At 61.6% G+C, this 24538-nt stretch carries 19 protein-coding genes, 1 tRNA gene and 2 pseudogenes; 13 read left to right on the top strand and 9 right to left on the bottom strand.

Annotated elements, in window-relative coordinates; translation table 11 throughout:
- Positions 1 to 117: 117 nt before the first annotated feature.
- From ACQ4WR_RS00110 to ACQ4WR_RS00100, 3 genes are all read left to right on the top strand, one after another.
- Positions 118 to 1464: a sensor domain-containing protein gene (locus ACQ4WR_RS00110; RefSeq protein ID WP_436484456.1), complete on the top strand. Its 1347-nt coding sequence runs from the start codon at positions 118 to 120 to the stop codon at positions 1462 to 1464.
- 55 nt (positions 1465 to 1519) lie between these two features.
- Positions 1520 to 1942 (top strand): hypothetical protein, encoded by a 423-nt coding sequence (locus ACQ4WR_RS00105; protein WP_436484454.1) that lies wholly within the window; start codon positions 1520 to 1522, stop codon positions 1940 to 1942.
- Between the two features lie 152 nt (positions 1943 to 2094).
- Positions 2095 to 2538, top strand: a complete 444-nt coding sequence (locus ACQ4WR_RS00100) for a DUF411 domain-containing protein (protein WP_436484452.1) — start codon at positions 2095 to 2097, stop codon at positions 2536 to 2538.
- 94 nt (positions 2539 to 2632) lie between these two features.
- Here the strand turns inward: ACQ4WR_RS00100 and ACQ4WR_RS00095 are convergent, their stop codons facing one another.
- Both ACQ4WR_RS00095 and ACQ4WR_RS00090 read right to left on the bottom strand, forming a co-directional pair.
- Entirely contained in the window at positions 2633 to 4864 is a 2232-nt protein-coding gene (locus ACQ4WR_RS00095; RefSeq protein WP_102294822.1) for an NADP-dependent isocitrate dehydrogenase, read from the bottom strand.
- Between the two features lie 309 nt (positions 4865 to 5173).
- The gene (locus ACQ4WR_RS00090) at positions 5174 to 5410 is read right to left on the bottom strand and encodes a hypothetical protein (RefSeq protein WP_102294820.1); all 237 of its coding nucleotides are present in this window, start codon (positions 5408 to 5410) and stop codon (positions 5174 to 5176) included.
- A gap of 588 nt (positions 5411 to 5998) precedes the next feature.
- Here ACQ4WR_RS00090 and vioA point away from each other — a divergent pair.
- From vioA to ACQ4WR_RS00060, 6 genes are all read left to right on the top strand, one after another.
- Positions 5999 to 7306, top strand: coding sequence for a flavin-dependent violacein biosynthesis tryptophan-2 monooxygenase VioA (vioA, locus tag ACQ4WR_RS00085; RefSeq protein WP_436484449.1), 1308 nt, complete (start codon positions 5999 to 6001; stop codon positions 7304 to 7306).
- Entirely contained in the window at positions 7303 to 10326 is a 3024-nt protein-coding gene (vioB, locus tag ACQ4WR_RS00080; RefSeq protein WP_436484447.1) for an iminophenyl-pyruvate dimer synthase VioB, read from the top strand. Before vioA ends, vioB begins: the two co-directional genes overlap by 4 nt.
- A gap of 1 nt (position 10327) precedes the next feature.
- Entirely contained in the window at positions 10328 to 11617 is a 1290-nt protein-coding gene (gene vioC / locus ACQ4WR_RS00075; RefSeq protein ID WP_436484445.1) for an NADP-dependent violacein biosynthesis oxygenase VioC, read from the top strand.
- Positions 11617 to 12735 carry a flavin-dependent violacein biosynthesis monooxygenase VioD gene (gene vioD / locus ACQ4WR_RS00070; RefSeq protein ID WP_436484444.1) on the top strand — a complete coding sequence of 373 codons (1119 nt, stop codon included), beginning with the start codon at positions 11617 to 11619 and terminating at the stop codon, positions 12733 to 12735. Before vioC ends, vioD begins: the two co-directional genes overlap by 1 nt.
- 9 nt (positions 12736 to 12744) lie before the next feature.
- Positions 12745 to 13326, top strand: a complete 582-nt coding sequence (gene vioE, locus ACQ4WR_RS00065; RefSeq protein ID WP_436484442.1) for a violacein biosynthesis enzyme VioE — start codon at positions 12745 to 12747, stop codon at positions 13324 to 13326.
- A 91-nt stretch (positions 13327 to 13417) separates the two neighbouring features.
- Positions 13418 to 14584, top strand: coding sequence for an MFS transporter (locus ACQ4WR_RS00060; protein ID WP_436484440.1), 1167 nt, complete (start codon positions 13418 to 13420; stop codon positions 14582 to 14584).
- A gap of 17 nt (positions 14585 to 14601) precedes the next feature.
- Here ACQ4WR_RS00060 and yddG read toward each other — a convergent pair whose 3' ends face one another.
- Complete coding sequence (gene yddG / locus ACQ4WR_RS00055; RefSeq protein ID WP_436484439.1) at positions 14602 to 15507, bottom strand: aromatic amino acid DMT transporter YddG; 906 nt, start codon at positions 15505 to 15507, stop codon at positions 14602 to 14604.
- A gap of 168 nt (positions 15508 to 15675) precedes the next feature.
- On the opposite strand from yddG, the gene ACQ4WR_RS00050 reads away from it, so the two are divergent.
- Both ACQ4WR_RS00050 and ACQ4WR_RS00045 read left to right on the top strand, forming a co-directional pair.
- Positions 15676 to 17145 carry a hypothetical protein gene (locus ACQ4WR_RS00050; protein WP_436484438.1) on the top strand — a complete coding sequence of 490 codons (1470 nt, stop codon included), beginning with the start codon at positions 15676 to 15678 and terminating at the stop codon, positions 17143 to 17145.
- Positions 17146 to 17254: 109 nt separating this feature from the next.
- A pseudogene (locus ACQ4WR_RS00045) lies at positions 17255 to 17518 on the top strand (IS3 family transposase); the annotation flags it as partial.
- Between the two features lie 601 nt (positions 17519 to 18119).
- On the opposite strand, the gene ACQ4WR_RS00040 reads toward ACQ4WR_RS00045, so the two are convergent.
- The 4 genes from ACQ4WR_RS00040 to ACQ4WR_RS00025 all read right to left on the bottom strand — a co-directional run bounded on the left by ACQ4WR_RS00040 (position 18120) and on the right by ACQ4WR_RS00025 (position 20413).
- Positions 18120 to 18194: transfer RNA gene (locus ACQ4WR_RS00040), tRNA-Val, on the bottom strand.
- 81 nt (positions 18195 to 18275) lie between these two features.
- Positions 18276 to 18992 carry a DNA polymerase III subunit epsilon gene (dnaQ, locus tag ACQ4WR_RS00035; RefSeq protein ID WP_436484436.1) on the bottom strand — a complete coding sequence of 239 codons (717 nt, stop codon included), beginning with the start codon at positions 18990 to 18992 and terminating at the stop codon, positions 18276 to 18278.
- 202 nt (positions 18993 to 19194) lie between these two features.
- Positions 19195 to 19644 (bottom strand): ribonuclease HI, encoded by a 450-nt coding sequence (gene rnhA / locus ACQ4WR_RS00030; RefSeq protein ID WP_102294790.1) that lies wholly within the window; start codon positions 19642 to 19644, stop codon positions 19195 to 19197.
- Positions 19637 to 20413, bottom strand: coding sequence for a class I SAM-dependent methyltransferase (locus ACQ4WR_RS00025; protein WP_102294789.1), 777 nt, complete (start codon positions 20411 to 20413; stop codon positions 19637 to 19639). The genes rnhA and ACQ4WR_RS00025 overlap by 8 nt, the downstream gene beginning before the upstream one ends.
- Before the next feature lie 19 nt (positions 20414 to 20432).
- On the opposite strand from ACQ4WR_RS00025, the gene gloB reads away from it, so the two are divergent.
- Positions 20433 to 21242 (top strand): hydroxyacylglutathione hydrolase, encoded by an 810-nt coding sequence (gloB, locus tag ACQ4WR_RS00020; RefSeq protein WP_436484433.1) that lies wholly within the window; start codon positions 20433 to 20435, stop codon positions 21240 to 21242.
- A gap of 124 nt (positions 21243 to 21366) precedes the next feature.
- On the opposite strand, the gene aceB is transcribed toward gloB, so the two are convergent.
- Positions 21367 to 22965: a malate synthase A gene (gene aceB / locus ACQ4WR_RS00015; RefSeq protein ID WP_102294786.1), complete on the bottom strand. Its 1599-nt coding sequence runs from the start codon at positions 22963 to 22965 to the stop codon at positions 21367 to 21369.
- 214 nt (positions 22966 to 23179) lie between these two features.
- On the opposite strand from aceB, the gene ACQ4WR_RS00010 reads away from it, so the two are divergent.
- Positions 23180 to 24091: a LysR family transcriptional regulator gene (locus ACQ4WR_RS00010; protein ID WP_436484432.1), complete on the top strand. Its 912-nt coding sequence runs from the start codon at positions 23180 to 23182 to the stop codon at positions 24089 to 24091.
- A 308-nt stretch (positions 24092 to 24399) separates the two neighbouring features.
- Here the strand turns inward: ACQ4WR_RS00010 and ACQ4WR_RS00005 are convergent.
- Positions 24400 to 24538 (bottom strand): annotated as a pseudogene (locus tag ACQ4WR_RS00005) (IS3 family transposase); the annotation flags it as partial.

Here is a 24538-nt window from a genome sequence, read left to right as displayed (position 1 = left end):
TAACGGCAACAAACTGTAAAACATGAGCGTCGGGGAAATGAAACATTTTCACGATGGCGAGCCCATCGGCCCCGAAGAAGTTGCGCCACGGCCGGGAATGTCCCAGAATCAAAGTCTATGGAACACAAGATTTTGCGCGCGCCGCTGGCCAGCTTTACCGACTTGTTGCTCGACGCCGTGTGCATGGTCGACGTGGATGGGCGCTTTGTTTTTGTCAGCGCCGCATGCGAACGCATCTTCGGCTATACGCAGCAGGAAATGGTGGGGATGCAGATGCTTGACCTGGTCGCCCCCGCCGACCGCGCGCGCACCCTGGCAGCGGCCCGGGCCATCATGGATGGCCATGCCCAGACGCACTTTGAAAACCGCTACCTGCGCAAGGATGGCCGGCTCGTGCATATCATGTGGTCCGCCCGCTGGTCCGCCGCCGACCAGCTGCGCGTGGCCGTGGCACGCGATGTGAGCGCGCTGAAACAGGCGCAGGCGAAACAGGCTGCGCTGTACGCCATCTCGGAAGCCGTGCATGCCGCGCAGGCGCTACCCGACTTGCTCTCTGGCCTGCAGCACATCATCGGCGAACATTTGCCTGGCGGGACGCTGAGCCTGGTGTTGCGGGAGGAAGACGGCCAGCCGGCCAGGCAGTCCAGCCAGGCGGATGTGGATGCCCCTGCGGTGCCGCCACCCACGTCGCTGGCCGGCTTGCTGTGCGAGGAAGTGCTGCGTAGCGGCACCGCGCTGCAGCTGCCTGCCGAGCGCATGGCCTGGCTGCCAGCGGCATTGCAGGCCGCCGCCGGCACCACAGCGTCCAGCTGCCTTGCCGTGCCGCTGCTGGCATCGCATGGCTGCATCGGCGCGCTGGCCCTGCAGTGCACGCAGGACGGCGCCGCCTGCACGGCGCAAGACCAGGATTTGCTGCAATTCGTCGCCAAGCAGCTGGCCACCGCCATCGAACGCCAGCAACTGCAGCAGCGGATGCACTTCATGGCCATGCACGATGAACTGACCCGCTTGCCGAACCGTCGCCTGTTCCATGACCGCCTGCGCACGGCGTTCGCCCGCGCGCAGCGCCAGCAAGGCCGTTTGTCGCTGCTCTTCCTCGACCTGGACCACTTCAAGCTGGTCAACGACCAGCATGGCCATGCCTGCGGCGATTTGCTGTTGCAAGCCGTGGCGGGCAAGTTCAAGGATTGCCTGCGCGAAAGCGACACCCTGGCCCGTCTTGGCGGCGATGAATTCGTCATCCTCGTCGAGCACCATACGCCAGACAGCGACGTCGTGTGCATCGCGCAGAAAATCCACGTGGCGCTGGCAGCGCCGATCCAACTTGGCGATGGCCAGCAACTACCGGTCGCCGTCAGTGTCGGCATCGCGCATTATCCGGAACACGGCGAAACCATGCAGCAGCTGCTGCGCCACGCCGACCGCGCCATGTATGACGCCAAATCCCGGCACGCGGCCAGCTGAAGCACGGGATGACAGCAGGAAAAAGCCGCCATCGCCCATGGTATACTGCACGCCGATGCTCACACTCTTCAAAACCTGGTTGATCCTGCTACTGATCACGGCGGTCCCGCTGCACGCGGCCACGGCCGGCATCGGCCTGGCGTGCGCATCCATCCCCGCCTCTTCTGCTACGCCCAACCTGGCCGCTTCGGCGCCCGCTGCCATGCCGATGGCCCCGTGCCACGGCCATGCCGCCATGCCGGCGCTCACCGCGGCAGCTGAAACCGCCGCGCAGGCTGGCGACAGCGGCACGCAAAGCCAGCACGCCGCCTGCAGCGCCTGCTCCGCCGCGTGCCTGGGCGCTTTCATGCCGCCGCCTGTGCCGGGCGCCCTGTCCCTTCTGGCTGGCGCGGAAAACGTCCACATCGCCGCTATGCCTTTGCTCGCGGGCATCATCCCCGACGGCTTGCGCCGGCCTCCCCGGCACCTGCGCGCTTAAGGCTGCGCCAGCGCAGCGCTCCCTGCCCGTCCCATGTTTGCCGCCGGCATGCCGCCGCTGTCGCCAACGCGGCACGCCAGCAGCGCATGCGGCGCGGCACGCTTGATCCCTACACATCGATTTTGCATTTCTCTTAATGACCAGGTAAAACCATGATCAAACATCTGTTACTGCGCGGCGCCTTCGCCGGCATGCTGGGCTTGCCCGTACTCGCCATGGCGGCCGCGCCCGTCATCGAAGTCTTCAAAACCGCTTCCTGCGGCTGCTGCTCCGAATGGATCAAGCACCTGGAAGCGAACGGCTTTACGGTGCGCGCGAAAAACGTGGAAATGCCGGCGCAATACCGCAAGCTGGCCGGCATTCCCGACGCGCTCGGCTCCTGCCACACGGGCATGATCAACGGCTACGCCATCGAAGGCCACGTGCCGGCCAGCGACATCAAGCAGTTGCTGCGTGACAAGCCCAAGGCCAGGGGACTGGCCGTGCCCGCCATGCCCATGGGTTCGCCCGGCATGGAAGGCCCGCGCAAGGATGCCTACGATGTGCTGCTGGTGGAAAACAATGGCAGCACCAAGGTCTACAAGCACTACAAGTAAGACTGCGGGGAAATGAAAAACGCCGCCGGAATCGCTTCCGGCGGCGTTTTTTTGTCAGTCAGCGCAAAACAAGCCGCTGCCGATCAGGATGGCATCAGATGCTATCCAGCACTGCGTTCAGGCTGGCGCTCGGACGCATGACCGCTTCCGTCTTCGCCGGATCCGGCAGGTAGTAGCCGCCGATATCCGTTTCCTTGCCTTGTACCGCTTTCAGTTCGGCAACGATCTTTTCTTCGTTGTCGGCCAGGGCCTTGGCCACTGGTGCGAAGTGCGCCGCCAGTTCGGCGTCGTCCTTCTGTGCTGCCAGCGCCTGTGCCCAGTACATGGCCAGGTAGAAATGGCTGCCGCGGTTGTCCAGTTCGCCCGTGCGTGGCGATGGCGACTTGTTGTTGTCCAGCAGCTTGCCGGTGGCTTCATCCAGGGTCTTCGCCAGGATTTTCGCCTTCGCGTTGCCCGTCTTGATGCCCATGTCTTCCAGCGACACGGCCAGTGCCAGGAACTCGCCCAGCGAATCCCAGCGCAGGTGGTTTTCTTCCACCAGCTGTTTGACGTGCTTCGGTGCCGAACCGCCGGCGCCCGTTTCGTACATGCCGCCACCGGCCATCAGCGGCACGATCGACAGCATCTTGGCGGAGGTGCCCAGTTCCAGGATCGGGAACAGGTCGGTCAGGTAGTCGCGCAGGATGTTGCCGGTCACCGAGATGGTGTCCAGGCCGCGGAAAGCGCGTTCCAGGGTGTAGCGCATGGCGCGCGTCTGCGACATGATCTGGATGTCCAGGCCGCTGGTGTCGTGATCCTTCAGGTAAACCTGTACCTTCTTGATGACTTCGTTTTCGTGCGGACGATAGCTGTCCAGCCAGAACACGGCAGGCATGCCCGAGTTGCGCGCGCGCGTGACGGCCAGCTTGACCCAGTCGCGGATCGGCGCGTCCTTGACCTGGCACATGCGCCAGATGTCGCCCTCTTCCACCGTTTGCGTCAGCAGCACTTCGCCCGTTTCCAGGTCGGTGATGTTGGCGATGCCGCCTTCCGGCACTTCAAACGTCTTGTCGTGCGAACCGTATTCTTCCGCTTGCTGCGCCATCAGGCCCACGTTCGGCACGGTGCCCATGGTCTTCGGATCGAAGTTGCCATGCCATTTGCAGAAGCCGATCATTTCCTGGTAGATGCGTGCGAACGTCGATTCCGGCATCACGGCCTTGACATCCTTCGGACGGCCATCGGCGCCCCACATCTTGCCGCCGATACGGATCATGGCTGGCATCGATGCGTCGACGATGATGTCGTTCGGCGAATGGAAGTTGGTGATGCCCTTGGCCGAATCGACCATGGCCAGCTCAGGACGGTTGGCGTGGCAGGCGTGCAGGTCTTTGAGGATTTCATCCTTCTGCGACGCTGGCAGGGTTTCGATCTTGTCGTACAGGTTGCTCATGCCGTTGTTGACATTCACGCCCAGCTTGTCGAACAGCGCGGCGTGCTTGGCGAACGCGTCTTTGTAGAAAATGCGCACGCAGTGGCCGAAGACGATCGGGTGCGACACTTTCATCATGGTGGCCTTGACGTGCAGCGAGAACATCACGCCGGTCTTGAAGGCGTCGTCGATTTCCTTCTCGTAGAACTCCAGCAACGCTTTCTTGCTCATGAACATGCTGTCGATGATTTCACCGGCTTGCAGGGAAACCTTCGGTTTCAGCACGATGGTCTTGCCCGAGGCCGTGACCAGTTCCATCTTGACATCGCGCGCTTTTTCCAGGGTGAGCGATTTTTCGCCGTGGTAGAAGTCGCCATGGTGCATGTGCGACACGTGGGTTTGCGAAGCCTGGCTCCACTCGCCCATCGAATGCGGGTGCTTGCGCGCGTATTCCTTGACGGCCTTCGGTGCGCGGCGGTCGGAGTTGCCTTCACGCAGGACCGGGTTGACCGAGCTGCCTATGCACTTGCCGTAGCGGGCTTTCAGGGCTTTGTCTTCGTCCGTTTTCGCATCTTCCGGGTAGTCCGGCAGCTTGTAGCCACGGCTTTGCAATTCGCGCACGCAGGCGATCAGCTGGCCTTGCGAGGCACTGATGTTCGGCAGTTTGATGATGTTGGTGTCAGCCAGCTGGGTCAGCTTGCCCAGTTCAGCCAGGGTATTCGGGACTTTTTGCGCGTCCGTCAGGAATTCCGGAAATTCAGCCAGTACACGTGCCGCCACCGAAATATCGCTGGACACCACGTCCACGCCGGCCGGCGCGGTGAATTTTTTGATAATTGGCAGCAGGGAATACGTCGCGAGCAGCGGCGCCTCGTCAGTCAGCGTGTAGATGATTTTGGATTTTTGTGTTGCCATGTTCATTCCCTTGTATGCGGTGATGCCTGGTGGTTAACTTTCTTCATTCCAAACACAGGACGGTTAGCCTTGCTTTGGACGGCTAGTGTGCCGGCGGTGACGCCGTGCTTGCCCACCACGTATTTTAGACTGTCCTGAAGGTGTTTGTGTATCAGATGGCGAGGAATCTTATATAAGACAGCAAATATGCCGGAGCAACTGGCCGATATCACGGTTTTCCGCCGGGAAATAGGTGCAGGCGAGCTGGCAAGCCATGTTTGAGGCAGCGAAAACTAGTGTCGTATTGGAAATATATTCGCACAAACAGAATCACGCGCGCTCGTTTTTCACGATGCCGCGCACATTCGTCAGCGCCAGGCAGAGGTTCAGAACGATGAGGGCCCAGGCCTCGTCTTGCCAGCCCCAGCATACCCACAGCACATTGCTGAACAGGAAAACCCAGAAGCCGGCATAACGCCGCGCGGCCGCGCGCGAACCCACCAGCCAGGCTGCCAGCAGCGAAGCGGCCATGGCTGGCCATTGCAATAGTTCGATGAAGTCGGTCATGGCGCCTCCCTTTGCGAAGAACTTCAGTACGGAAAATTTTAGCGACATTGCCGTTTTATCAGTGCCCGCCTGGCGGCAGGCAGCAAGCCAGCAAGCGCAAAGCTGACCGCGGCTCAGGGACGCAGCGCAGTGCCAGGAGAACCCGCGCCGCAGCCAGATTATGGCTGCCAAGGCCCGGCACGCTGCCGGCCGCCATCCCGCTTTTCCGCCATATCCCAGGCGCGCCGTCACGCTGGCGCCGCAGGCAGGCACGGCGATTCGGCACGCAGGCACCAGCTGCGGGCGCGCCTCGCCGCATCAACAGCTGCGGCTGTCCGAACGACAACTACATTGATATTTCTCAAATTGACCGCGCGATCCCTGGGCTACTGTCGGTGCCATCTTTGGTTTGAAACAAAAACTCCGCTGCCAAGTATCGACCATTCCAGACCCAACGCCAGTTCTCGCCAGGCTCTTCATTCCCCAGCCGATAACGCTCGCCAAGTACGGTGACATGCAGCGTCCCTCCCCTCGCCCAGCGGTGCAGGGGAGACTTTTGCTAGCGATTTTGCAGCTTTTTGATCAATGAACGTTAAAAAGGAATTTCGTATGAGCACGTATTCAGACATTTGCATCGTTGGTGCCGGCATCGGCGGCCTGACCTGCGCCAACCACCTGATCCATCCCGCCGGCAACAGGAAGCTGCGCATCCGCGTATTCGACCTCAATCCCGCTGTCGGCGGCCGCATCCAGTCGCGCAAAATAGATGGCGAGGAAATCGCCGAACTCGGCGCCGCCCGCTACTCGCCGCAACTGCATCCACATTTCCAGCAACTGATGCAGGGCAGCGGCCTGCCGCATGCGGTCTACCCGTTCACCGAGGTGGTTTCCCACGATAGCGTGCTGGCAGAGCTGAAGGCCACGCTGGACGAGCTGAACCCGATGCTGAAAGCCCATCCGAACCACTCTTTCCTCGAGTTCGTCAGCCATTACCTGGGCGCCGACAAGGCGACCCACATCATCAAGGCCACCGGCTATGACGCCTTGCTGCTGCCGATGGTGTCGGCTGCCATGGCCTACGACATCATCAAGAAGCACCCGGAAACGCAGCACTTTACGGAAAACGCCGCCAACCAGTGGCGCTATGCCACCGACGGCTATCACGAGCTGCTGTGCCGCTTGCAGCACCAGGCACAGGCCGCCGGCGTCGAATTCCAGCTCGAACATTGTCTGCTGTCCGTGAAAAAATCGGGCGCCGACCACGTGCTCGCCTTCAGCCACCTGGGCGACACGCAGATGCACCGGACACGCCACCTGGTGATGGCCATCCCGCCGTCCGCCATGCCGCGCCTGAACCTGGATTTCCCGCACGCCTGGAGTCCGTTCCAGTATGACTCGCTGCCCCTGTTCAAGGGCTTCCTCACCTTCGACACGGCCTGGTGGAACGGGCTGGGGCTGACCGACAAGGTGCTGATGGCGGCAAACCCGCTGCGCAAGATCTACTTCAAGGGGGATAAATACGTGCTGTTCTATACCGACAGCAAAAGCGCCACCTACTGGCGCGACAGCCTGGAACTCGGCGAAGACGTGTACCTGGAACGTGTCCGCAGCCACCTGGAAGAAGTCCTGCCCCTCGATGCCCGGCCGCTGCCGCGCATCAAGGCGCACTTCCACAAGTTCTGGCCGCATGGCGTCGAGTTTTGCGTGGAGCCGGAAGCCGAGCACCCGGCCGTGCTGCTGCACCGGGACGGCATCATCTCCTGTTCGGATGCCTATACGGCGCACTGCGGCTGGATGGAAGGCAGCCTGATCAGCGCCCGGCACGCCAGCGGCCTGCTGCTGCAACGGCTCGATCAGCTCGAAGGCAGCGCCGCCGCCAACGATACCTTCATTACTTCGTCGACCGAGCGCGCATGAGCCTACTTGACTTCCCCCGCCTGCATTTCCGGGGTTTTGCCCGCGCCAATGTGCCGACGGGGAATCGCAATACGCACGGCAACATCGATATCGCCACGAATGCGCTATCGATGGCGGGCAATGCTGTCGACCTGAGCCGGCCGCCAGCCGAATTCCATGCACACCTGAAACAGCTTGCCCCCCGCTTCAATGCCGAGGGCAAGCCCGATCCGGACGGCATCTTCAGCCAGGCGGCAGGCTACAATTTTGGCGGCAATAATCATTTCTCGTGGGAGAACGCGCGGATCACGGGCGTCCAGCTTGGCGCTGGCGAGGTCGACACGCAGGATGCACTGGTGGGCGCCAGGCTGGGCCTGTGGGGCCACTACAACGAGTACCTGCGCACCACGTTCAATCGCGCCAGGTGGATCGACAACAATCCCGCCGCGCCCGACACCACGCTGATCTACGCCGGCCAGTTCACCTTGAGCGACAAGCTGGCCACGCCCAACACGCCCACCTTGTTCACGGCCGACATCGCGCAGGCGCACTCGGTGCGCTGGCTCGGCAGCGGCCATATCATGGAACGCAGCGGGCATTTCCTGGACGAGGAATTCGGCCGCGCCAGGCTGTTCCAGTTTTCGGTGGCCAAGCAGGACCCGCATTTCCTGTTCAATGCGGACCTGCCGCTGCCGGCCAGCATGCAGGCCTTGCGGCACGCCCTGGCCGACGACGACGTGCTGGGCCTGACGGTGCAGTATGCCTTGTTCAATATGTCGACGCCGCTCAAACCGGACTCGCCCGTGTTCTACGACCTGGCCGGCAGCATCGGCCTGTGGCGGCGCGGCGAGCTGGCCACCTATCCGGCCGGCCGCCTGCTGCAGCCGCGCCAGCAGAGCCTGGGGCCGGTGCTGGTGCAAGTGCACGCGCACCGGGTCGCGTTCAACATGCCGACCGCCGTTGCCTTCACCACGCGCGGCGCGGGCGCCGTTTCGGAACAGCATCCCACGCATGCGCTGGGTGGCAAGCAGGCGCTCGGCGACCTGCTACTGCACGACGGCACCGGCACCTTGCTGGCGCGCATACCCGAGCAGCTGTACCGCGACCACTGGCGCCATCACGGCGTTTTCGACGTGCCGCGGCAGCACGCGGGCGACGCCACAGGTTCGCTGAGCCTGTGCAGCGCGCAGGCGCAGTGGGAAGAAGCGGACTGGGTGCTGCAATCGGACAGCAACCAGTTGTACCTGGAAGCGCCGAACCGCAACAAGCATGAGCAATTTCCGCAGACCATCACCGTGCAAAGCCGCTACCGCGGCGCGCTGGCGGCGCCGCCTCCCCTGTCGGCGCAGGCCGAGGACGGCGTGCTGCTGGGCGTGGAACAGCAGCCATCACCGCTGGGGCCTGGCTACACGATGCTGACCCTGACGGGGCGCCAGCCGGGCGCGACCAGGGTCGTGCTGGGCACAGGCCAGGATAAACAGTACCTCGGCGTGCGCGTGCTGCCCGACGACTGGGACCTCGACGAGGTGCCGGCCGCACAGGTCGACTATGCCTTCCTCTACCGGCATGTGATGAGCTATTACGAGCTCGTGTATCCCTTCATGTCGGACAAGGTCTTCAGCCTGGCGGACCAGTGCAAATGCGAAACGTATTCGCGCCTGATGTGGCAGATGTGCGATCCGCGCAACCGCGACAAGAGCTACTACATGCCCAGCACCCGCGAACTGTCGCTGCCAAAGTCGCGCCTGTTCCTCAAGTACCTGACCCAGGTCGAGGCGACGGCCGCGGCCAGGGCGGCGGTGCCGGAAGCGGCCGCGCCGCCTGTCATCGGCAGCAAGGCCGGGCTGATCGGGGAACTGAAAAAGGCCATCGACCTGGAACTGTCGCTGATGCTGCAATACCTGTATGCCGCGTATTCGATTCCCAACTATGCGCAGGGGGCGGCGCTGGTGCAGGCCGGCCGCTGGCTGCCTGCCGAGCTGGCGCTGGCCTGCGGCACCGAAGACCGGCGCCGCGACAGCGGTACGCGCGGCGTGCTGCTGGAAATCGCGCATGAAGAAATGATTCACTATTTATTGGTCAACAATGTGCTGATGGCGCTGGGCGAAGGGTTTTACAGCGGCACACCGCTGCTGGGCCAGCAGGCGCGCCAGCGTTTTGGCCTGGACACGGAATTTGCGTTCGAGCCATTTTCCGAACACGTGCTGGCGCGCTTCGTGCGTTTCGAATGGCCCGACTACCTTCCCACGCCGGGCAAGTCGATTGCCACCTTCTATATCGCAATCCGCCAGGCCCTGGCCGATCTGCCCGGCCTGTTTGACAGCGGCGACGGCAAGCGCGGCGGCGAACACCATTTGTTCCTGAAAGAACTGACCAACCGCGCCTACCCCGGCTACCAGCTGGAAGTATCCGACCGCGACAGCGCGCTGTTCGCCATCGACTTCGTCACGGAACAGGGCGAAGGCGTGGCCGTCGATTCGCCGCATTTCGCCGCGTCGCATTTCCAGCGCCTGCGCACCGTCGCCGGCAAGTATGCCGCCTGCGGCAAACCGTTCGAGCCGGCGCTGCCGGCGCTGAAAAATCCCGTGCTGGAAGCACGCGCGGACTGCACCGTGGTGACCGACCGGAAGGCGCGCGCGCTGATGCAGCTGTATCAAGGCTGCTACGAACTGACCTTCCTGATGATGGCACACCATTTCGCGCAGCAGCCGCTGGGCAGCCTGCGCCGCTCGCGCCTGATGAATGCGTCCATCGACATCATGACGGGCCTGTTGCGTCCCCTGTCAGCCGCCCTGATGAACATGCCATCGGGCGTGGCCGGCCGCCATGCGGGGCCACCCGTGCCCGAGCCGGTCAGCAGCCGGGTCAGCAGCGACTACAGCCAGGGCTGCGACATGCTGGCGCAAAAATGCCTGGCGCTGGCGCAGTACGCGCGCAGCCTTGAGAGCGATGCCATCGGCATGGCGCCGATAGAAATGTTGGAGTTTTTTAATCAGCAACTTACCGATTTATCTCGGGGAAAGATGTCAAGAGAGGCTTGAAATGCATAAAATCATTATCGTCGGCGGAGGCCTGGCAGGCAGCCTCGGTGCCATTTATCTGGCGCAGCGCGGACACGATGTCCACGTTATCGAGAAACGCGGCGATCCGCTGCTGGACACTGCCGCCAACGCCGATCCGGTCAATTCGCGCGCCATCGGCGTGAGCATGACGGTGCGCGGCATCAAGGCCGTGCTGGCAGCGGGCATCAGCAAACAGGAGCTTGACCTGTGCGGCGAACCCATCGTCGGCATGGCCTTTTGCGTGGGCGGTCGGCACAGGATACGCGAGCTGACCCCGCTCGAAGGCCTGTTCCCCCTGTCGCTGGACCGCACGGCCTTCCAGCGCCTGCTGAACCGGCATGCCGTCAAGCACGCCTTGAAATATTACTTTGAGCATAAATGCCTGGATGTCGACCTGGAAAGAAAGATCGTGCTGGTACAGGACCCGGACGGCGCCGTGCAGCAGCTGCATGGCGACCTGGTCATTGGCGCCGACGGCGCGCACTCGGCCGTGCGGCGCGCCATGCAAAGCGGCGTGCGCCGTTTCGAATTCAGGCAAAGCTACTTCCGCCACGGCTACAAGACGCTCGTGTTGCCGAATGCGGCCGACCTGGGTTTCCGGAAGGATTTGCTGTACTTTTTCGGCATGGATTCCAAGGGCCTGTTTGCCGGGCGCGCAGCCACCATTCCGGACGGCAGCATCAGCTTTGCCCTGTGCCTGCCCTACACGGGCACGCCCAGCCTGGGCACGCTCAACCGGGAAACCATGGCGGACTTCTTCAGCCGCTACTTCGGCAACTTGCCGCCGGACCGCCGCAAGGACATGCTGGACCAGTTCATGGCGCTGCCCAGCAACGACCTCATCAATGTCCGTTCCAGCGCCTTCCACTACAAGGCCAATATCCTGCTGATCGGCGATGCGGCGCATGCCACCGCCCCGTTCCTCGGACAAGGCATGAACATGGCGCTGGAAGACGTCCACGTCTTCGTTTCCCTGCTGGAAAAGCACGGCAATGCCCTGGGCCCTGCCCTGTCCGAGTTCACGCAGCAGCGCAAGGTGCAGGCGGACGCCATGCAGGACATGGCGATCGCCAACTATGAAGCGCTGAGCAATCCGAACCTGATTTTCTTCCTGCAGACGCGCTACACGCGCTACATGCACAAGAAATTCCCCCGTGTTTATCCGCCGGACATGGCGGAGAAACTGTACTTCACATCGGTTCCTTACGATGAGTTGCAGCAAATCCAGAAGAAACAAAACGTTTGGTACAAACTTGGAAGGGTAAATTAATGAACATTCTCGTCATCGGCGCAGGCCCTGCAGGCCTGCTCTTCGCCAGTCAGATGAAACAGGCCCAGCCCGGCTGGAATATCCGCATTACGGAAAAAAACACGCCGGAAGAAGTGCTGGGCTGGGGCGTGGTGCTGCCGGGACGCCCGCCGCGCCATCCGGCCAATCCCCTGTCTTACCTGGAGCAGCCGGAACAGCTCAATGCGCAATTCCTGGAAGAATTCAAGCTCGTGCATCACGAGCAGCCCAACCTGATGAGCACCGGCGTGACCCTGTGCGGCGTCGGACGCCAGGCCCTGGTACAGGCCTTGCGCGCCAAGTGCGTGGCGGCCGGCATCACGATCAGTTACGAAACACCGCCAGCGGACAAGGCGCAGCTGGAAGCGCAATACGACCTGGTGGTGGTAGCGAACGGCGTCAATTACAAATCGCTGGACTTGCCGCCGGCGCTGGCGCCGCACATCGATTTCGGCCGCAACAAATACATCTGGTACGGCACCACCCAGCTGTTCGACCAGATGAACCTGGTGTTCCGCAGCAATGAGCACGGCATTTTCATCGGCCATGCCTATAAATACTCGGACACGATGAGCACCTTTATCGTCGAGTGCAGCGAAGAGACGTACGCCAGGGCCGGGCTGGTAGCGCTGCCCGAGCGCGACGCCGCCGCGACTGTCGCCAGCACGTTCAAAGCCGAACTCGGCGAACACGTGCTACAGAGCCAACCGGGCCAGGGCTGGCGCAACTTCATGACCCTCAGCCGCGACCGGGCCAGCGACGGCAAGTTCGTCCTGCTCGGCGATGCGCTGCAGTCGGGACATTTTTCCATCGGCCATGGCACCACCATGGCGGTGGTGGCGGCCCTGCTGCTGGTCAAGACCCTCAATACCGAAGCCAATACGGCTGCCGCCCTGGACAGCTTCAATGCCCGCGCCGTGCCCCTGATGCAATTGTTCAAGGACCACGCCAACGCCAGCCGCCTGTGGTTTGAAAGCGTGGGCGAACGTATCGAGCTGAGCAATGAAGAGCTGACCGCCAGCTTCGACGCCCGCCGCAAGGACTTGCCGTCGCTACAGGAAGCGCTGATGGCCAGCCTCGGCTATGCGCTGGGCCGCTAGGGAGACGCCATGCCAGCCGCCCTCACCCCGCCGCTGCTGCCGCTGCAATGGAGCAGCGCCTATATCTCCTACTGGACACCGATGCAGGAGGACGACCAGGTAACGTCCGGCTATTGCTGGTTCGACTATGCGCGCAACATCTGCCGCATCGATGGCCTGTTCAACCCCTGGTCGGAAAAGGAACATGGACACTTGCTGTGGATGTCGGAAATCGGCGACGCCAGGCGCGAGCACAGCCGCAAGCAGAAAGTGGCTTACGCCAGGCAAGCGGCGCCAACTGGCGAACAGCTGCAGGGCACGGCGCTGGCCGACGAGGTAACGCCGTTCCATGCGCTGTTCCTGCCGCAGGCGGTGCTGGTCGACGGCGCTGCCCGTCACGACGGCCGCCACAGCGTGCTGGGCCGGGAGGCGGACGCCTGGGTAATCGAGCCAGCGGGCAAGCCGACATCTGTCTTTTACCTGGAGGCCGGTGGCAACCGCCTGCTGCGCATGGTCACCGGCAACGACCCGCAGCACCGTTCCGTACGCGACTTTCCCAATCTGTCTGTCGGCGATATTCCGGACAGCGTGTTTGCGTCTTGCGCCACCTGAGCATGGCGTGGCGCGCGCAGGGCCACATGCGGCGCGCGCGCCACGCCACGCCTGACCAGTATTTTTGATATTACTCTCGAAGGATATTGCTATGCCGCTGGTTGTATACATTCTGGGGTTGACGATCTTTTCGTTAACCACCTCCGAATTCATGGTGGCGGGCATGATGCCGTCGCTGGCCGAGGCCATGAACGAACCGGTGACACGCATCGGCTATCTGATCTCGCTGTATGCCATGGGCATGGTCATCGGCGGGCCGCTGAGCACCATCGTCCTGCTCAAGCTGCGCGTGCCGAACAAGCAGGGGCTGCTGTGGCTGCTGGGCTTTTATGTGCTGGCCCAATCCGTTGCCGCCTCCGCCACCAGCTATGACATCCTGGCCGTCGCGCGGGTGGTCACGGGCGTGGCCGCCGCCACCTGCTTTGGCCTGTCGCTGGCGATCTGTGCCGAACTCGTCAGCCCCAATGCGCGCGGCCGCGCGGCCGCCGTCGTGATCGGCGGCCTCATGCTCGCATCAGTCGTGGGCGTGCCGGTCGCCACGCTCATCGACCAGCACCTGGGATGGCGCGCCAGCTTCTGGCTGGTGGTGCTGCTGGCGCTGATGTGTCTGGCACTCATCGCCGTGCTGGTGCCGCGTAGCAAACCGTCGGAAGTCGTCAGCCTCGGCAATGAACTGGGCGAGTTCCGCAATCGCCACCTGTGGGCAGCGTATGCCAGCAGCGGCCTCATCATCGGCGCGATTTTCGCGGCCTTCAGCTACTTCGCGGCCATCCTGACGGACATTACAGGATTTCAAGCGTCCGACATCCCCTGGCTGCTGGGCGTCTACGGCGTCGCCAACGTGGTGGGCAATGGCGTGGTCGGCCGTTATGCGGACCGCTACACGACCCTCATCATGGTCTGGGGCATGGTCATCCTGAGCATCAGCCTGGCGGTGTTCGCCGTCTTTGCGCACGACAAGACCATCAGCGTCGCCTTGCTGGTCGTCACGGGCCTGGTCGGCATGTCGATGAATCCTGCCATCATCGCCCGCGTGATGAAGACCGCCCATCCGGGGCCGCTGGTCAACACGGTGCACACCTCCGTCATCAACATCGGCCTGGGCGCCGGTTCCTGGCTAGGCGGCCTTGGGATCGCCACCGGCTACGGCTTGCGCTCACCGCTGTGGGTCGGCGTCGCGCTGGCCCTGCTCGGCCTGATCAGCCTGCTGCCTTACTTGGGGCACCGGTCGCGCGATTCGGTTTTGTCGCACAACTAGCGGCTGGCGGCGCGGTTTTAGTTGCTGACTGGTTTGATGCGTCTTGCGCGCGTTGCCAGCCAGCACAGGATGGCGCCGCCGCCCACCATCACCGCGCCTTGCCAGAAGGCTAGCGACAGCGGCGTGCCCAGCAGCAGCGACGACAGCGCGGCGGACAGCACGGGGATGAAATACGAGGCGCCCGCCAGGATCGTGACGTTGCCGTGCAAAATGCCCACGTTCCAGGCGCCATAGCCAAAACCCATGGCGCCGGCCGCCAGCAGCAGGTAGATGACGGCCTCGGGGGTAAACACCATGGGGCCGCCGCCTTGCAGCAGGTATTTGACCCACAGGCTGATGGAAACGAAGATGAAGAACAGGGTCACGCCATTCTTGCCCTGCGCCAGGCGCGCCGTCACGGTGCAATATGCAGCCCAGATCAGCGCGCCGGCGAAGGCCAGGCCATAGCTGAGCGGACTGCTGCGTACATTCGCCACGCTGCCTGCCAGGTCAAACCCCTGCTCGCCGCCGAGCACCCAGCAGATGCCAGCCACGGACAGCAGGAAACCCGGCAATATCAAAAAATTGCTCTTCTGCCCATTGAACAGGATGGCCGCGACAATGGTGAAGGTTGGCCACAGGTAATTCACCATGCCCACCTCGATGGCCTGGCGCGCCGTGCCGGCATAGCCGATCGACAGTGCCAGGCACAGTTCATAGGTAACGAACAGCAGGCTGCCCCAGAGCAGATAACGGCGCGGGAATTCTCGCAGCCGCGTGTAGCCCACCGACAGCAGCAGGAACACCGACGCCACGCTGTACATCATCGCCGCCCCGCCCGTGGGACCCAGCAGGTCGGTGACATTGCGGATCAGTCCGACTATGGAACTCCACAGCAGGATGGCGGCCAGTCCGATCAGAGTGGCCTTGTTGGTGTTTTTCATCTTTATCGTATTCAGGTGATGCGATCAAATCGAGGCCGCCAGACCATACACGGAGCCGCTCCCCAAGGCAATGGTGTGGCATGTTGGGCGCGGTGACAATTGCTGAGATTCCGGCAATTATTTGCGGATACTATACATCCTGATAACTTAACTTAAGCAGGAGCATTTATGTCCGTCCCCAGGGTAATCTGCGCCAGTCTCGCCGCCTTGCTCTGCGCCACCGCAGCCGCCGGCACGCCAGCCTACCAGCCCTTTCCCAAGGGCTATGGCTATCTGGAATCGGCCGAAACGCGTGCCTTGCAGGAAGCCGTCAAGAAAGGCGATAACGCCGTCGTGCGCGCACATGGCTGGCGCCTGTGGGCCGGCATCATGCAGCCGGCAAGCGGCATGGACTGGCCAGTCTGGTACACCTGGCCCAACGGTACCGATGCGTTCGCCGACGCGGCACCGTTGACCGCCAATGCCGCCGAGGTAACGGCCGGAGGCAAAGCACCGAAGCGCCGCCTGGGCCGCCTGGGTGCCAGCACTTTGACTCCCGTCAACCTGAAAAATACGCCGGCCTACCCGATCCCGGCGCAGGTCATCCAGGCCTATCCACAAGCCATCACCTACAAAAACGGGAAAGTCAGCGGCATCAAGGACGGCGTCCACTTCGCCTTCAACGGCGACATCATGATCGCGACGGAATCGCTGAGCAAGGAAGCGCTCGATTTCATCCGTGATCCCGGGCAACCTGTCTACAAGCAAAGCACCCTGGACGCCCTGTACAGCAAAGATGATCCCAGCAAACGCGTGCATAACCTGAATGCCCCCGCCAGCTATGTGGTGACCAAGCACATGTACTGGCCAGTGAAGGCCAAGGGGCTGACAGCTTTGCCCGTGTGGCATGACGATTTCAGCGCTACCTTTCCCGGCTATGCGGGCTACGAAAAGTGGCGCACCGCCATTGCCATCGATCCCGACGGCAAGCGGGTGGGCCAGATGTCCAAGGTCAGCTACTTGCACGGAATCTACAGGCACGATGCCACCACGCCATGGCCCACCATCACCAAACAGGCCAGGGTGTACGGCTTGCAAGATTTTTACCACCACAAGGTAAGCGAAGCCGACTGGGCCAGTTTCGACGATGGAGACAAGGCCATCATCAACGCCGCCAGCTACTGGCTGAACGGCCAGCCATTTGGCGCCGGCGACTACCTGGTCACGGTCGCCATGCACATCAATACCAAGGAAATTCCAAGTTGGGGCCTGCAAAGCGTGTGGTGGTCGGACCGTCCGGACAGCCTGCCCTACGCGGCCAACCGCCCGGCGGACATGCAGGCCAGCGGACCGTGGAAACACTATCTGCTGACGGAAGCCTATGGCATCCCGGAAAAAGGCAATCCGGACCTTCTCCCCGTCGCCACCAACCCCTACATCGAACTGGTGACGCACCCCGTCGGCACCAGCTGCTACACCTGCCACGCCAACGCCGGCTGGCCCAGCAGCTTTAAAGCCATGACGCCAGGCGTGACCAGCTATCAGAATCCGCAATGCCCGAACCTGCGCGCCTCACTCAACCCCAAAAGCTCCTGCCTGGCGCCGTTCACCCTCACGGATTTCCAGTGGATCATTCCGGATCGGGCGGTGGCCAACTAGCGCATGCAAAAAGTGCCGAGGCGCGGCTTGCTGTTGGGTCGCGCATCCTGGCAGTCAGGTTGCCCTCCCGTGGCGATCTTTTCGCATCGCAAAACAAAAAAGATACGGCGATTTCTTGACGGCGCATCGACTTGAGCCAAGCATGAGCCGGCAGGGCAACTGTCACGACAATGCTGTCGCTGAGAGTTTCTTCCAGCTTTTAAAGCGTGAATGCATCAAACGCAGGATCTATGCAAGCAGAGACGATACCTGGAAGGACACCTTCGACTACATCGAGATGTTCTACAATCCAAAGCGTCGTCACGGATTTAATGACCGGCTTTCGCCAGCAGAGTTTGAGCGCAGGCATTCTGAACGGCCTGCGGGTGTCTAGCGGACTCGTGGCAATTCAGAGACCACAGGCCCAAGAAATCTAAATGCCTGCTGTTGGCCCAGGCTGTGTAAAAAGATCGCGCGCATTGCAACGGGACATTGGCTTAGATTGCGGGAAACCAATCGTTCTTCTCTAGTTCCGATATGACGGCGTCGAACGCCTGTTCAGGCATGCAACAGCTAACGCGGTATCCCCCTTTTATGTGCGTTCCGTCGATCTCTGCAGAGACTCCCGCAAATGCACTAAATATTGAAAGTAGAGCGTCTCGCTCACTCTCAGTGTAAGTCATGGCATCCCGCCGTCGTAGTAATCGCAAGTAACCCATTCGTGTCTCACTCCTTAGTGGCCCCCTCGCCCTTGGGAGAAGCAGCGAAAACTTATTCGGGTTAGGCAAACGGAATGGCGCGGGTAAGCGTGATGCCAGTATCTCAGGTGAGATGGATTCAGGCGCTAAGCCAGCTAGATGTGAAAACGGCCGCAGAAAGCGGCCGTATCGTTTGGGGCTGGACAATGGACGAAAACCCCGTTGCCCCAGATTTGCCCCAAGCTCGTATTCAGACCAGATGAGAAATCTTAAGTCATTGAATACAAACGAAAAATTTGGTGGGAAGTGCAAGTTTCGAACTTGCGACCCCTGCAGTGTGAATGCAGTGCTCTACCCCTGAGCTAACCTCCCGAAGCGAGGCGAATTATCGCATAGGTGTTGCGGCATCTGCAAGGGCTGGCGAGAGGAAATTTATCGCGCCCTGCTTTTTTTTCAGACGGCCGCTGACGGGGCCGTCACGGCGCTCCAGATACACTGGCCTTTGGCGGCCTTGTCCAGGCCGGCGATGGTGGCTTCATGGGCGGCCAGTTCGTCGGCCGTGGCGCCCAGGAAAATGACTTCGGCCAAGGGAACGATTTCCAGCGCGGCGCCGTCGGCGGCCACTTCCACTTCTTCTTCCATGCTCAGGCTGTTCTGGCCACGGGTCATGGCCAGATAGACGTCGGCCAGCAATTCCGAGTCGAGCAGCGCGCCGTGCAGTTTGCGGTGGGCGTTCGAGACGCCGTAGCGGTCGCACAGGGCATCGAGCGAGTTGCGCTTGCCGGGGTGCATTTCCTTGGCCTGCACCAGGGTGTCGATCACGCCGTGCACTTGCTCATGCACGGGCGGCAGGTTCAGGCGCTTGAATTCCGCGTTGAGGAAGCCGATATCGAACGGTGCGTTGTGGATGATCAGTTCGGCGCCGGCGATGTAGGCGCGGAATTTGTCGGCGATTTCAGCGAATTTCGGCTTGTCGCTGAGGAATTCGGTGGTCAGGCCGTGGACGGCCAGCGCGCCCTCTTCCGAATCGCGCTCCGGATTGATGTAGTGGTGAAAATTGTTCCCGGTCAGCATACGGTTGTTCAGTTCAACCGCGCCGATTTCCAGGATGCGGTCGCCCGTGCGCGGGTTCAGGCCGGTGGTTTCAGTATCGAGAACAATTTGACGCATGGCAGATTCAGTCTTAAAAGCAAAAAGCGAAGGGCACAGTATAGCAAATCCGTGTACTGTCATCGCACCCATGCATGTTCGAATGCCCGACAAAACCGTCGCGGGCGCAAGTGATTTGCGCTCGGTAAGCGTAACCGTACTCAGCTACTGCGAGCATCACAGGCCGCACAGCACGGCGCGCAGCAGCTTGGCTTGGGCGTTCTCAGGCGCGCACGGTTTCCACACCGAGGTTAGCCAGCGCATCGGCCCGCTCGTTGCCCGGATGACCATTGTGGCCGCGCACCCAGCGCCATTCCACTTCATGCACGGCCTGGGCCGCGTCGAGCGCCTGCCACAGATCGACATTTTTCACGGGGGCCTTGGCCGCCGTTTTCCAGCCGCGCGCCTTCCAGCCGTGGATCCATTCACTGATCCCCTTTTGCACGTACTGGCTATCGGTATACATCACCACCTGGCAGGGACGTTTGAGCGCCGTCAAGGCTTCTATCACTGCCTTCAGTTCCATGCGGTTATTCGTCGTATTCAATTCCCCGCCGTAAATCTCTTTCTTCGCACCATCGGCCACCATCAAGGCGCCCCAGCCGCCCGTGCCGGGATTGCCCTTGCATGCGCCATCAGCGTAAATCTCGACCTTCGTTTCAACCTTATCCATCTTGCTGTTCCCGCCTTTTATTCGTGACCGGTGCGCCTGCGGGCGCCGTCGCCGGTTTCTTGGTCCACGCCGGACCGATCAAACGCATCCCTTTGACACGCTTGATCGCCTGCACTATATACACTGCGCCCAGATATGGCCACCAGCGCGCGCCTGCCCGGTCCATGAAAGCGTGGCGGCGCAGCCATTTTTCTGTGCGGCAAGCGGGCGCGTAGCAGCCAAAATGGCTTTCACTCACGCCCATGTTCAGCAATTTTAACCAGTCTTTCATGCGCGGCATAGAGATCAGCTCGCCCGCCTGCGGCAGGTAGTGCCTGCCCGTCACCCTGCCCAGACCCTGGCGCGCACCCCACAGGCTGGCCGGATTGAAGCCGCAGACGATCACACGCCCTTCCGGGATCAGCACGCGCTCCACTTCGCGCAAGACCTGGTGCGGCTCGGCCGCAAATTCGAGCACGTGCGGCAGCACCACCAAGTCCAGGCTTTGCGAATCGAATGGCAGCTCGTCGAAGGCCGACACCAGGGTCAGGCGGCTATCCAGGGGCGGCCGCGACGGCAGGCGCGAATCGAGCAGCCATTTGTTGGGCATGCGGCTGGCAGCCAGCGCGTCCAGTTGGGGCAAGCCGATCTGCACGGCGTTAAAGCCGAAGATGTCGACCGTCAGGCTGTCGAGGCATTGCTGCTCCCACGCGCGCACGTACAGACCGGCCGGCGTCTGCAGCCAGCCGTCAAGCGCTATAATGGATTTTTCGGATGCCGCATTGTCCATTCAGTTTTCTCTTTTACTCATGACCCACTCCCCTGAACATGCTTTATCGGTACTTGCCGTGCCTGCTTTTGCCGACAACTACCTGTGGCTGATCCATGATGGCAGCCGTGCCGCCGTGGTCGACCCCGGCGATGCCATGGCCATCCTCGACGCGCTCAAGGCGCATCAGCTGACCTTGTCTGCCATTTTACTCACGCATCACCACGCTGACCACACGGGTGGCGTGCCTGAATTGTTGCAGCATTTCGCCGTCCCCGTCTTCGGCCCGCGCAATGAGGCTATCACAGCCATCACGGAACCGCTTGCCGAAGGCGATGTCGCCTATGTGCCCGACCTGGGCTTGCAAATGACCGTCATCGATGTGCCTGGCCACACCAAGGGACATATCGCCTACGTACGGCAGCGTACGGAGCAAGGCGAGTCGCCCTGGCTATTCTCCGGCGACACCCTGTTTGCCGGCGGTTGCGGCCGCCTGTTCGAAGGCACGCCGGGCCAGATGGCCGACTCGCTGGGCAAGCTGGCCGCCCTGCCCGACGATACGCAGGTATTTTGCGCGCATGAGTACACCTTGTCCAATCTGCGCTTTGCCAATGCCGTCGAGCCGGGCAACCAGGCCTTGCAGGAACGCATCGCCGTCGATACGGAAAAGCGCCAGCAGGGTATGTCGACCGTGCCGTCGACCATCGGCCTGGAAAAAGCCACCAATCCCTTCCTGCGCTACCGCGAACCGGCCATCCTGAACAGCCTGAAGGTGGAAGGCAAGCTGGCCACCGATGCCTCGCCCGTGGAAGCGTTTGCCGCCCTGCGCATGTGGAAGAACAATTTCTGACAAGGCTTGAGCAAAGCTGCTGCGCGTCGGCACAGGCAGCCTGCGATGTTCGCCGCAATACCAAAAATCCCGGCAACGCAAGCAGCGTCTGCCGGGATTTTTTTATAGCCCTATTTGATCAGGATCAGATTTCTTCATACAGCGGCAGGGTCAGGAATTCGGCGAACGATGCCGACGTCGACATTTCCTCGAAGATCTGGCCGGCGCGCACATAGGTCGGGCCATCGCCGCCTGGCGCATCGCGCTGCACCTTGGCCAGCTCTTCCGGAATCATGGCGCGCACCATCTCGGCCGTGACCTTGCGGCCATCTTCCAGCACGCCCTTGGTGGAACGAATCCACTGCCACACTTGCGAACGGCTGATCTCGGCCGTGGCCGCATCTTCCATCAGGTTGTGGATCGGTACGCAGCCATTGCCTGCCAGCCAGCTGCCCAGGTAGTGGATGCCTACGTTGATGTTGTAGCGCAAGCCCGCTTCCGTGATCGGCGCTTCCGGCTGGAAGTTCAGCAAGTCCGATGCTTTCACGTCGATGTCCGGACGCTGTTTGTCGATCTGGTTCGGCTTGTCACCGAGCACTTTGGTGAACTCGCCCATGGCCAGTTCCACCAGACCCGGATGGGCCACCCAGCCGCCGTCATAGCCATCGGTAGCATCGCGCGCCTTGTCGTTGCGCACGCCACCCATGGCGATGTCGTTCTTTTCCGGATCGTTCTTGATCGGGATCAAGGCTGCCATGCCGCCGATGGCGGGTGCGCCACGCTTGTGACAGGTTTTCAACAGCAGCAAGGCGTAGGCGCGCATGAACGGGGCCGTCATGGTGACCTTGGCGCGGTCGGCCAGGCAGAAATCCTTGTCCAGCTTGAATTTCTTGATGCACGAGAAGATGTAATCCCAGCGGCCCGCGTTCAGGCCGGAGCTGTGTTCTTTCAGTTCGTACAGGATTTCATCCATTTCAAACGCGGCCAGGATGGTTTCGATCAGCACAGTCGCCTTGATCGTGCCTTGTGGTAAGCCCAACTCATTTTGTGTCATGACAAAGATGTCGTTCCACAGGCGCGCTTCCAGGTGCGATTCCATCTTCGGCAGGTAGAAATACGGGCCGGCGCCGCGCGCCAGTTGCTCCTTGGCGTTATGGAACATGAACAGGGCGAAATCAAAGATGCCGCCGGAAATGCGCTTGCCGTCGACCAGCACATGCTTTTCATCCAGGTGCCAGCCGCGCGGACGCACGACGAGGGTGGCAATCTTGTCGTTCAGCTTGTACGACTTGCCATTTTGCTCCAGCGAAATCGTCTTGCGCACGGCATCGAACATATTGATCTGGCCAGTCAGCTGATTATCCCAGTTTGGCGTGTTCGAGTCTTCAAAGTCCGTCATGTAGCTGTCGGCGCCGGAATTGAAGGCGTTGATCACCATCTTGCGCTCGACCGGGCCGGTAATTTCCACGCGGCGGCATTCCAGCGCTTTCGGGATCGGCGCGATCTTCCAGTCGCCATCGCGGATGTGTGCGGTTTCTGGCAGGAAATCAGGACGCTCGCCCGCGTCGAGGCGCTTGGCCCGCTCCACGCGCACGGCCAGCAATTCCTGGCGGCGCGGTTCGAAAGCGCGCGTCAGCTTGGCAATCAGATCCAATGCGGCCGGCGTCAAAATCTGCTCATAGCCGGGCTTGATTTCACCCGTGATTTGCATGCCTTCGGGAAGTGCGATGTGCGTCTGCGTCATGAAGTTCTCCGTTTTTAGTAAATATAAGCAAAAGTAATCTGGTGATCAAAGTATATGCGCATCGATGGCGGCAAGACGCCGGGCGAGGACAAAAAACACTCTGCCTGGCGCTACGTTTGCTCTATAGTATTGCACTATAAAGCATGGAAACGAGACTAATAATCACTTCATCTATGCGTTTTTATCACAAGTGAGTGCGTAACGGGAGCATGCCATGGGTCAGTTCAGACAAATATCCACCTTCGTGGAAGTGGTTGCCAAGGGCAGCCTCTCGGCCGCCGCGCGCGCGGAGGGCATCGCGCCAGCCATGATCGGCCGCCGCCTCGACGCGCTGGAGCAACGCCTCGGCGTGAAATTGCTGCAGCGCACGACACGCAAGCTGGCCCTGACAAATGAAGGCACCGCCTTCCTGGAAGATTGCCAGCGCATCCTGGGGGAACTGGAAGAAGCGGAAGCGGCAGTGGCCGAACGCAGCGTGAAGGCCAGCGGCCATTTGCTCATTTCCGCGCCGGCCGGCTTCGGCCGCCAGCACGTGGCACCATTGATCCCCTCTTTTGTCGCCGAGCACCGCGACGTGACGGTATCGCTGAACCTGAACGACCGCCTGGTCGACCTGATCGGCGAAGGCATCGACGTGGCCATTCGCATCGCCAGCCTGTCCGATTCCTCGCTGGTGAGCACAAAACTGGCGGACAACCAACGCGTGCTGGTCGGTTCGCCAGCCTACCTGAAACGCGCGGGCACGCCGCGCATCCCGGCCGACCTGGCGAAGCATAATTGCCTGGCGATCAGCAGCGAAGGCAGCCAGCGGGGCTGGACCTTCCGTGAAAACGGCAAAAACGTGACCCTGAAAGTAACGGGCAACATGGTCTGCAACGATGGCGAAGTGCTGCACGACTGGGCCCTGGCCGGCAAGGGCCTGGCCTGGCGTTCGATGTGGGAAGTGGGCGCCGAGATCGCATCGGGCCAGCTGGTGACGGTGCTGGACCAGTTTGCGGCACCCGGCAATGATATTTACGCCGTGTTCGCCCAGCGCAGGCATTTGCCGCTGCGCATACGGGCATTTGTGGATTTTTTACGGCACAGCTATGCGCAAGCTGATTACTGGCGCGAACGGGCAATCTGAAGACATCGGACCAAACCTGCCGCGCGTCGGCACAGGCGGCCTGCGATGCGCACCGGCTCGGTGCCCGTGGTACCGAGTACGCTTGCGCCTCTCGGCCAACTCCGCCTTCCGCTCGCGACGGTTTGGTCCGGCGTCGCGACGTCAGCGACCGAAACCATACCGGCCCGGTGGCATAGGTAGGCGCAGGTCGGCGTAGGTCGGCTTAGCGCAGCGTAAGCCGCCACCAGCCCGACCATCCTGCAAACACCTGCATGTCGGCTTACGCGCAAGCGCTAAGCCGACCTACGACGAGCGCGGTGATGTAGTGGTCAACCCATCCCGGACACTATATTAAGTTTTTCTTCGACGACGGCCGGTGCCAGTCCCTGGTTGAACTGATGCGGCCGTATCCAGTTATACCGGTGCATCAGGTAATGGCTGATGTCCCGTTGTGCTTCTTGTGCCGTC

Source organism: Janthinobacterium amylolyticum (assembly GCF_051380655.1).
GTDB lineage: Bacteria > Pseudomonadota > Gammaproteobacteria > Burkholderiales > Burkholderiaceae_D > Janthinobacterium.
Note: the sequence above shows the minus strand (reverse complement) of the source record. Positions and strands in the feature narration are given on the sequence as shown.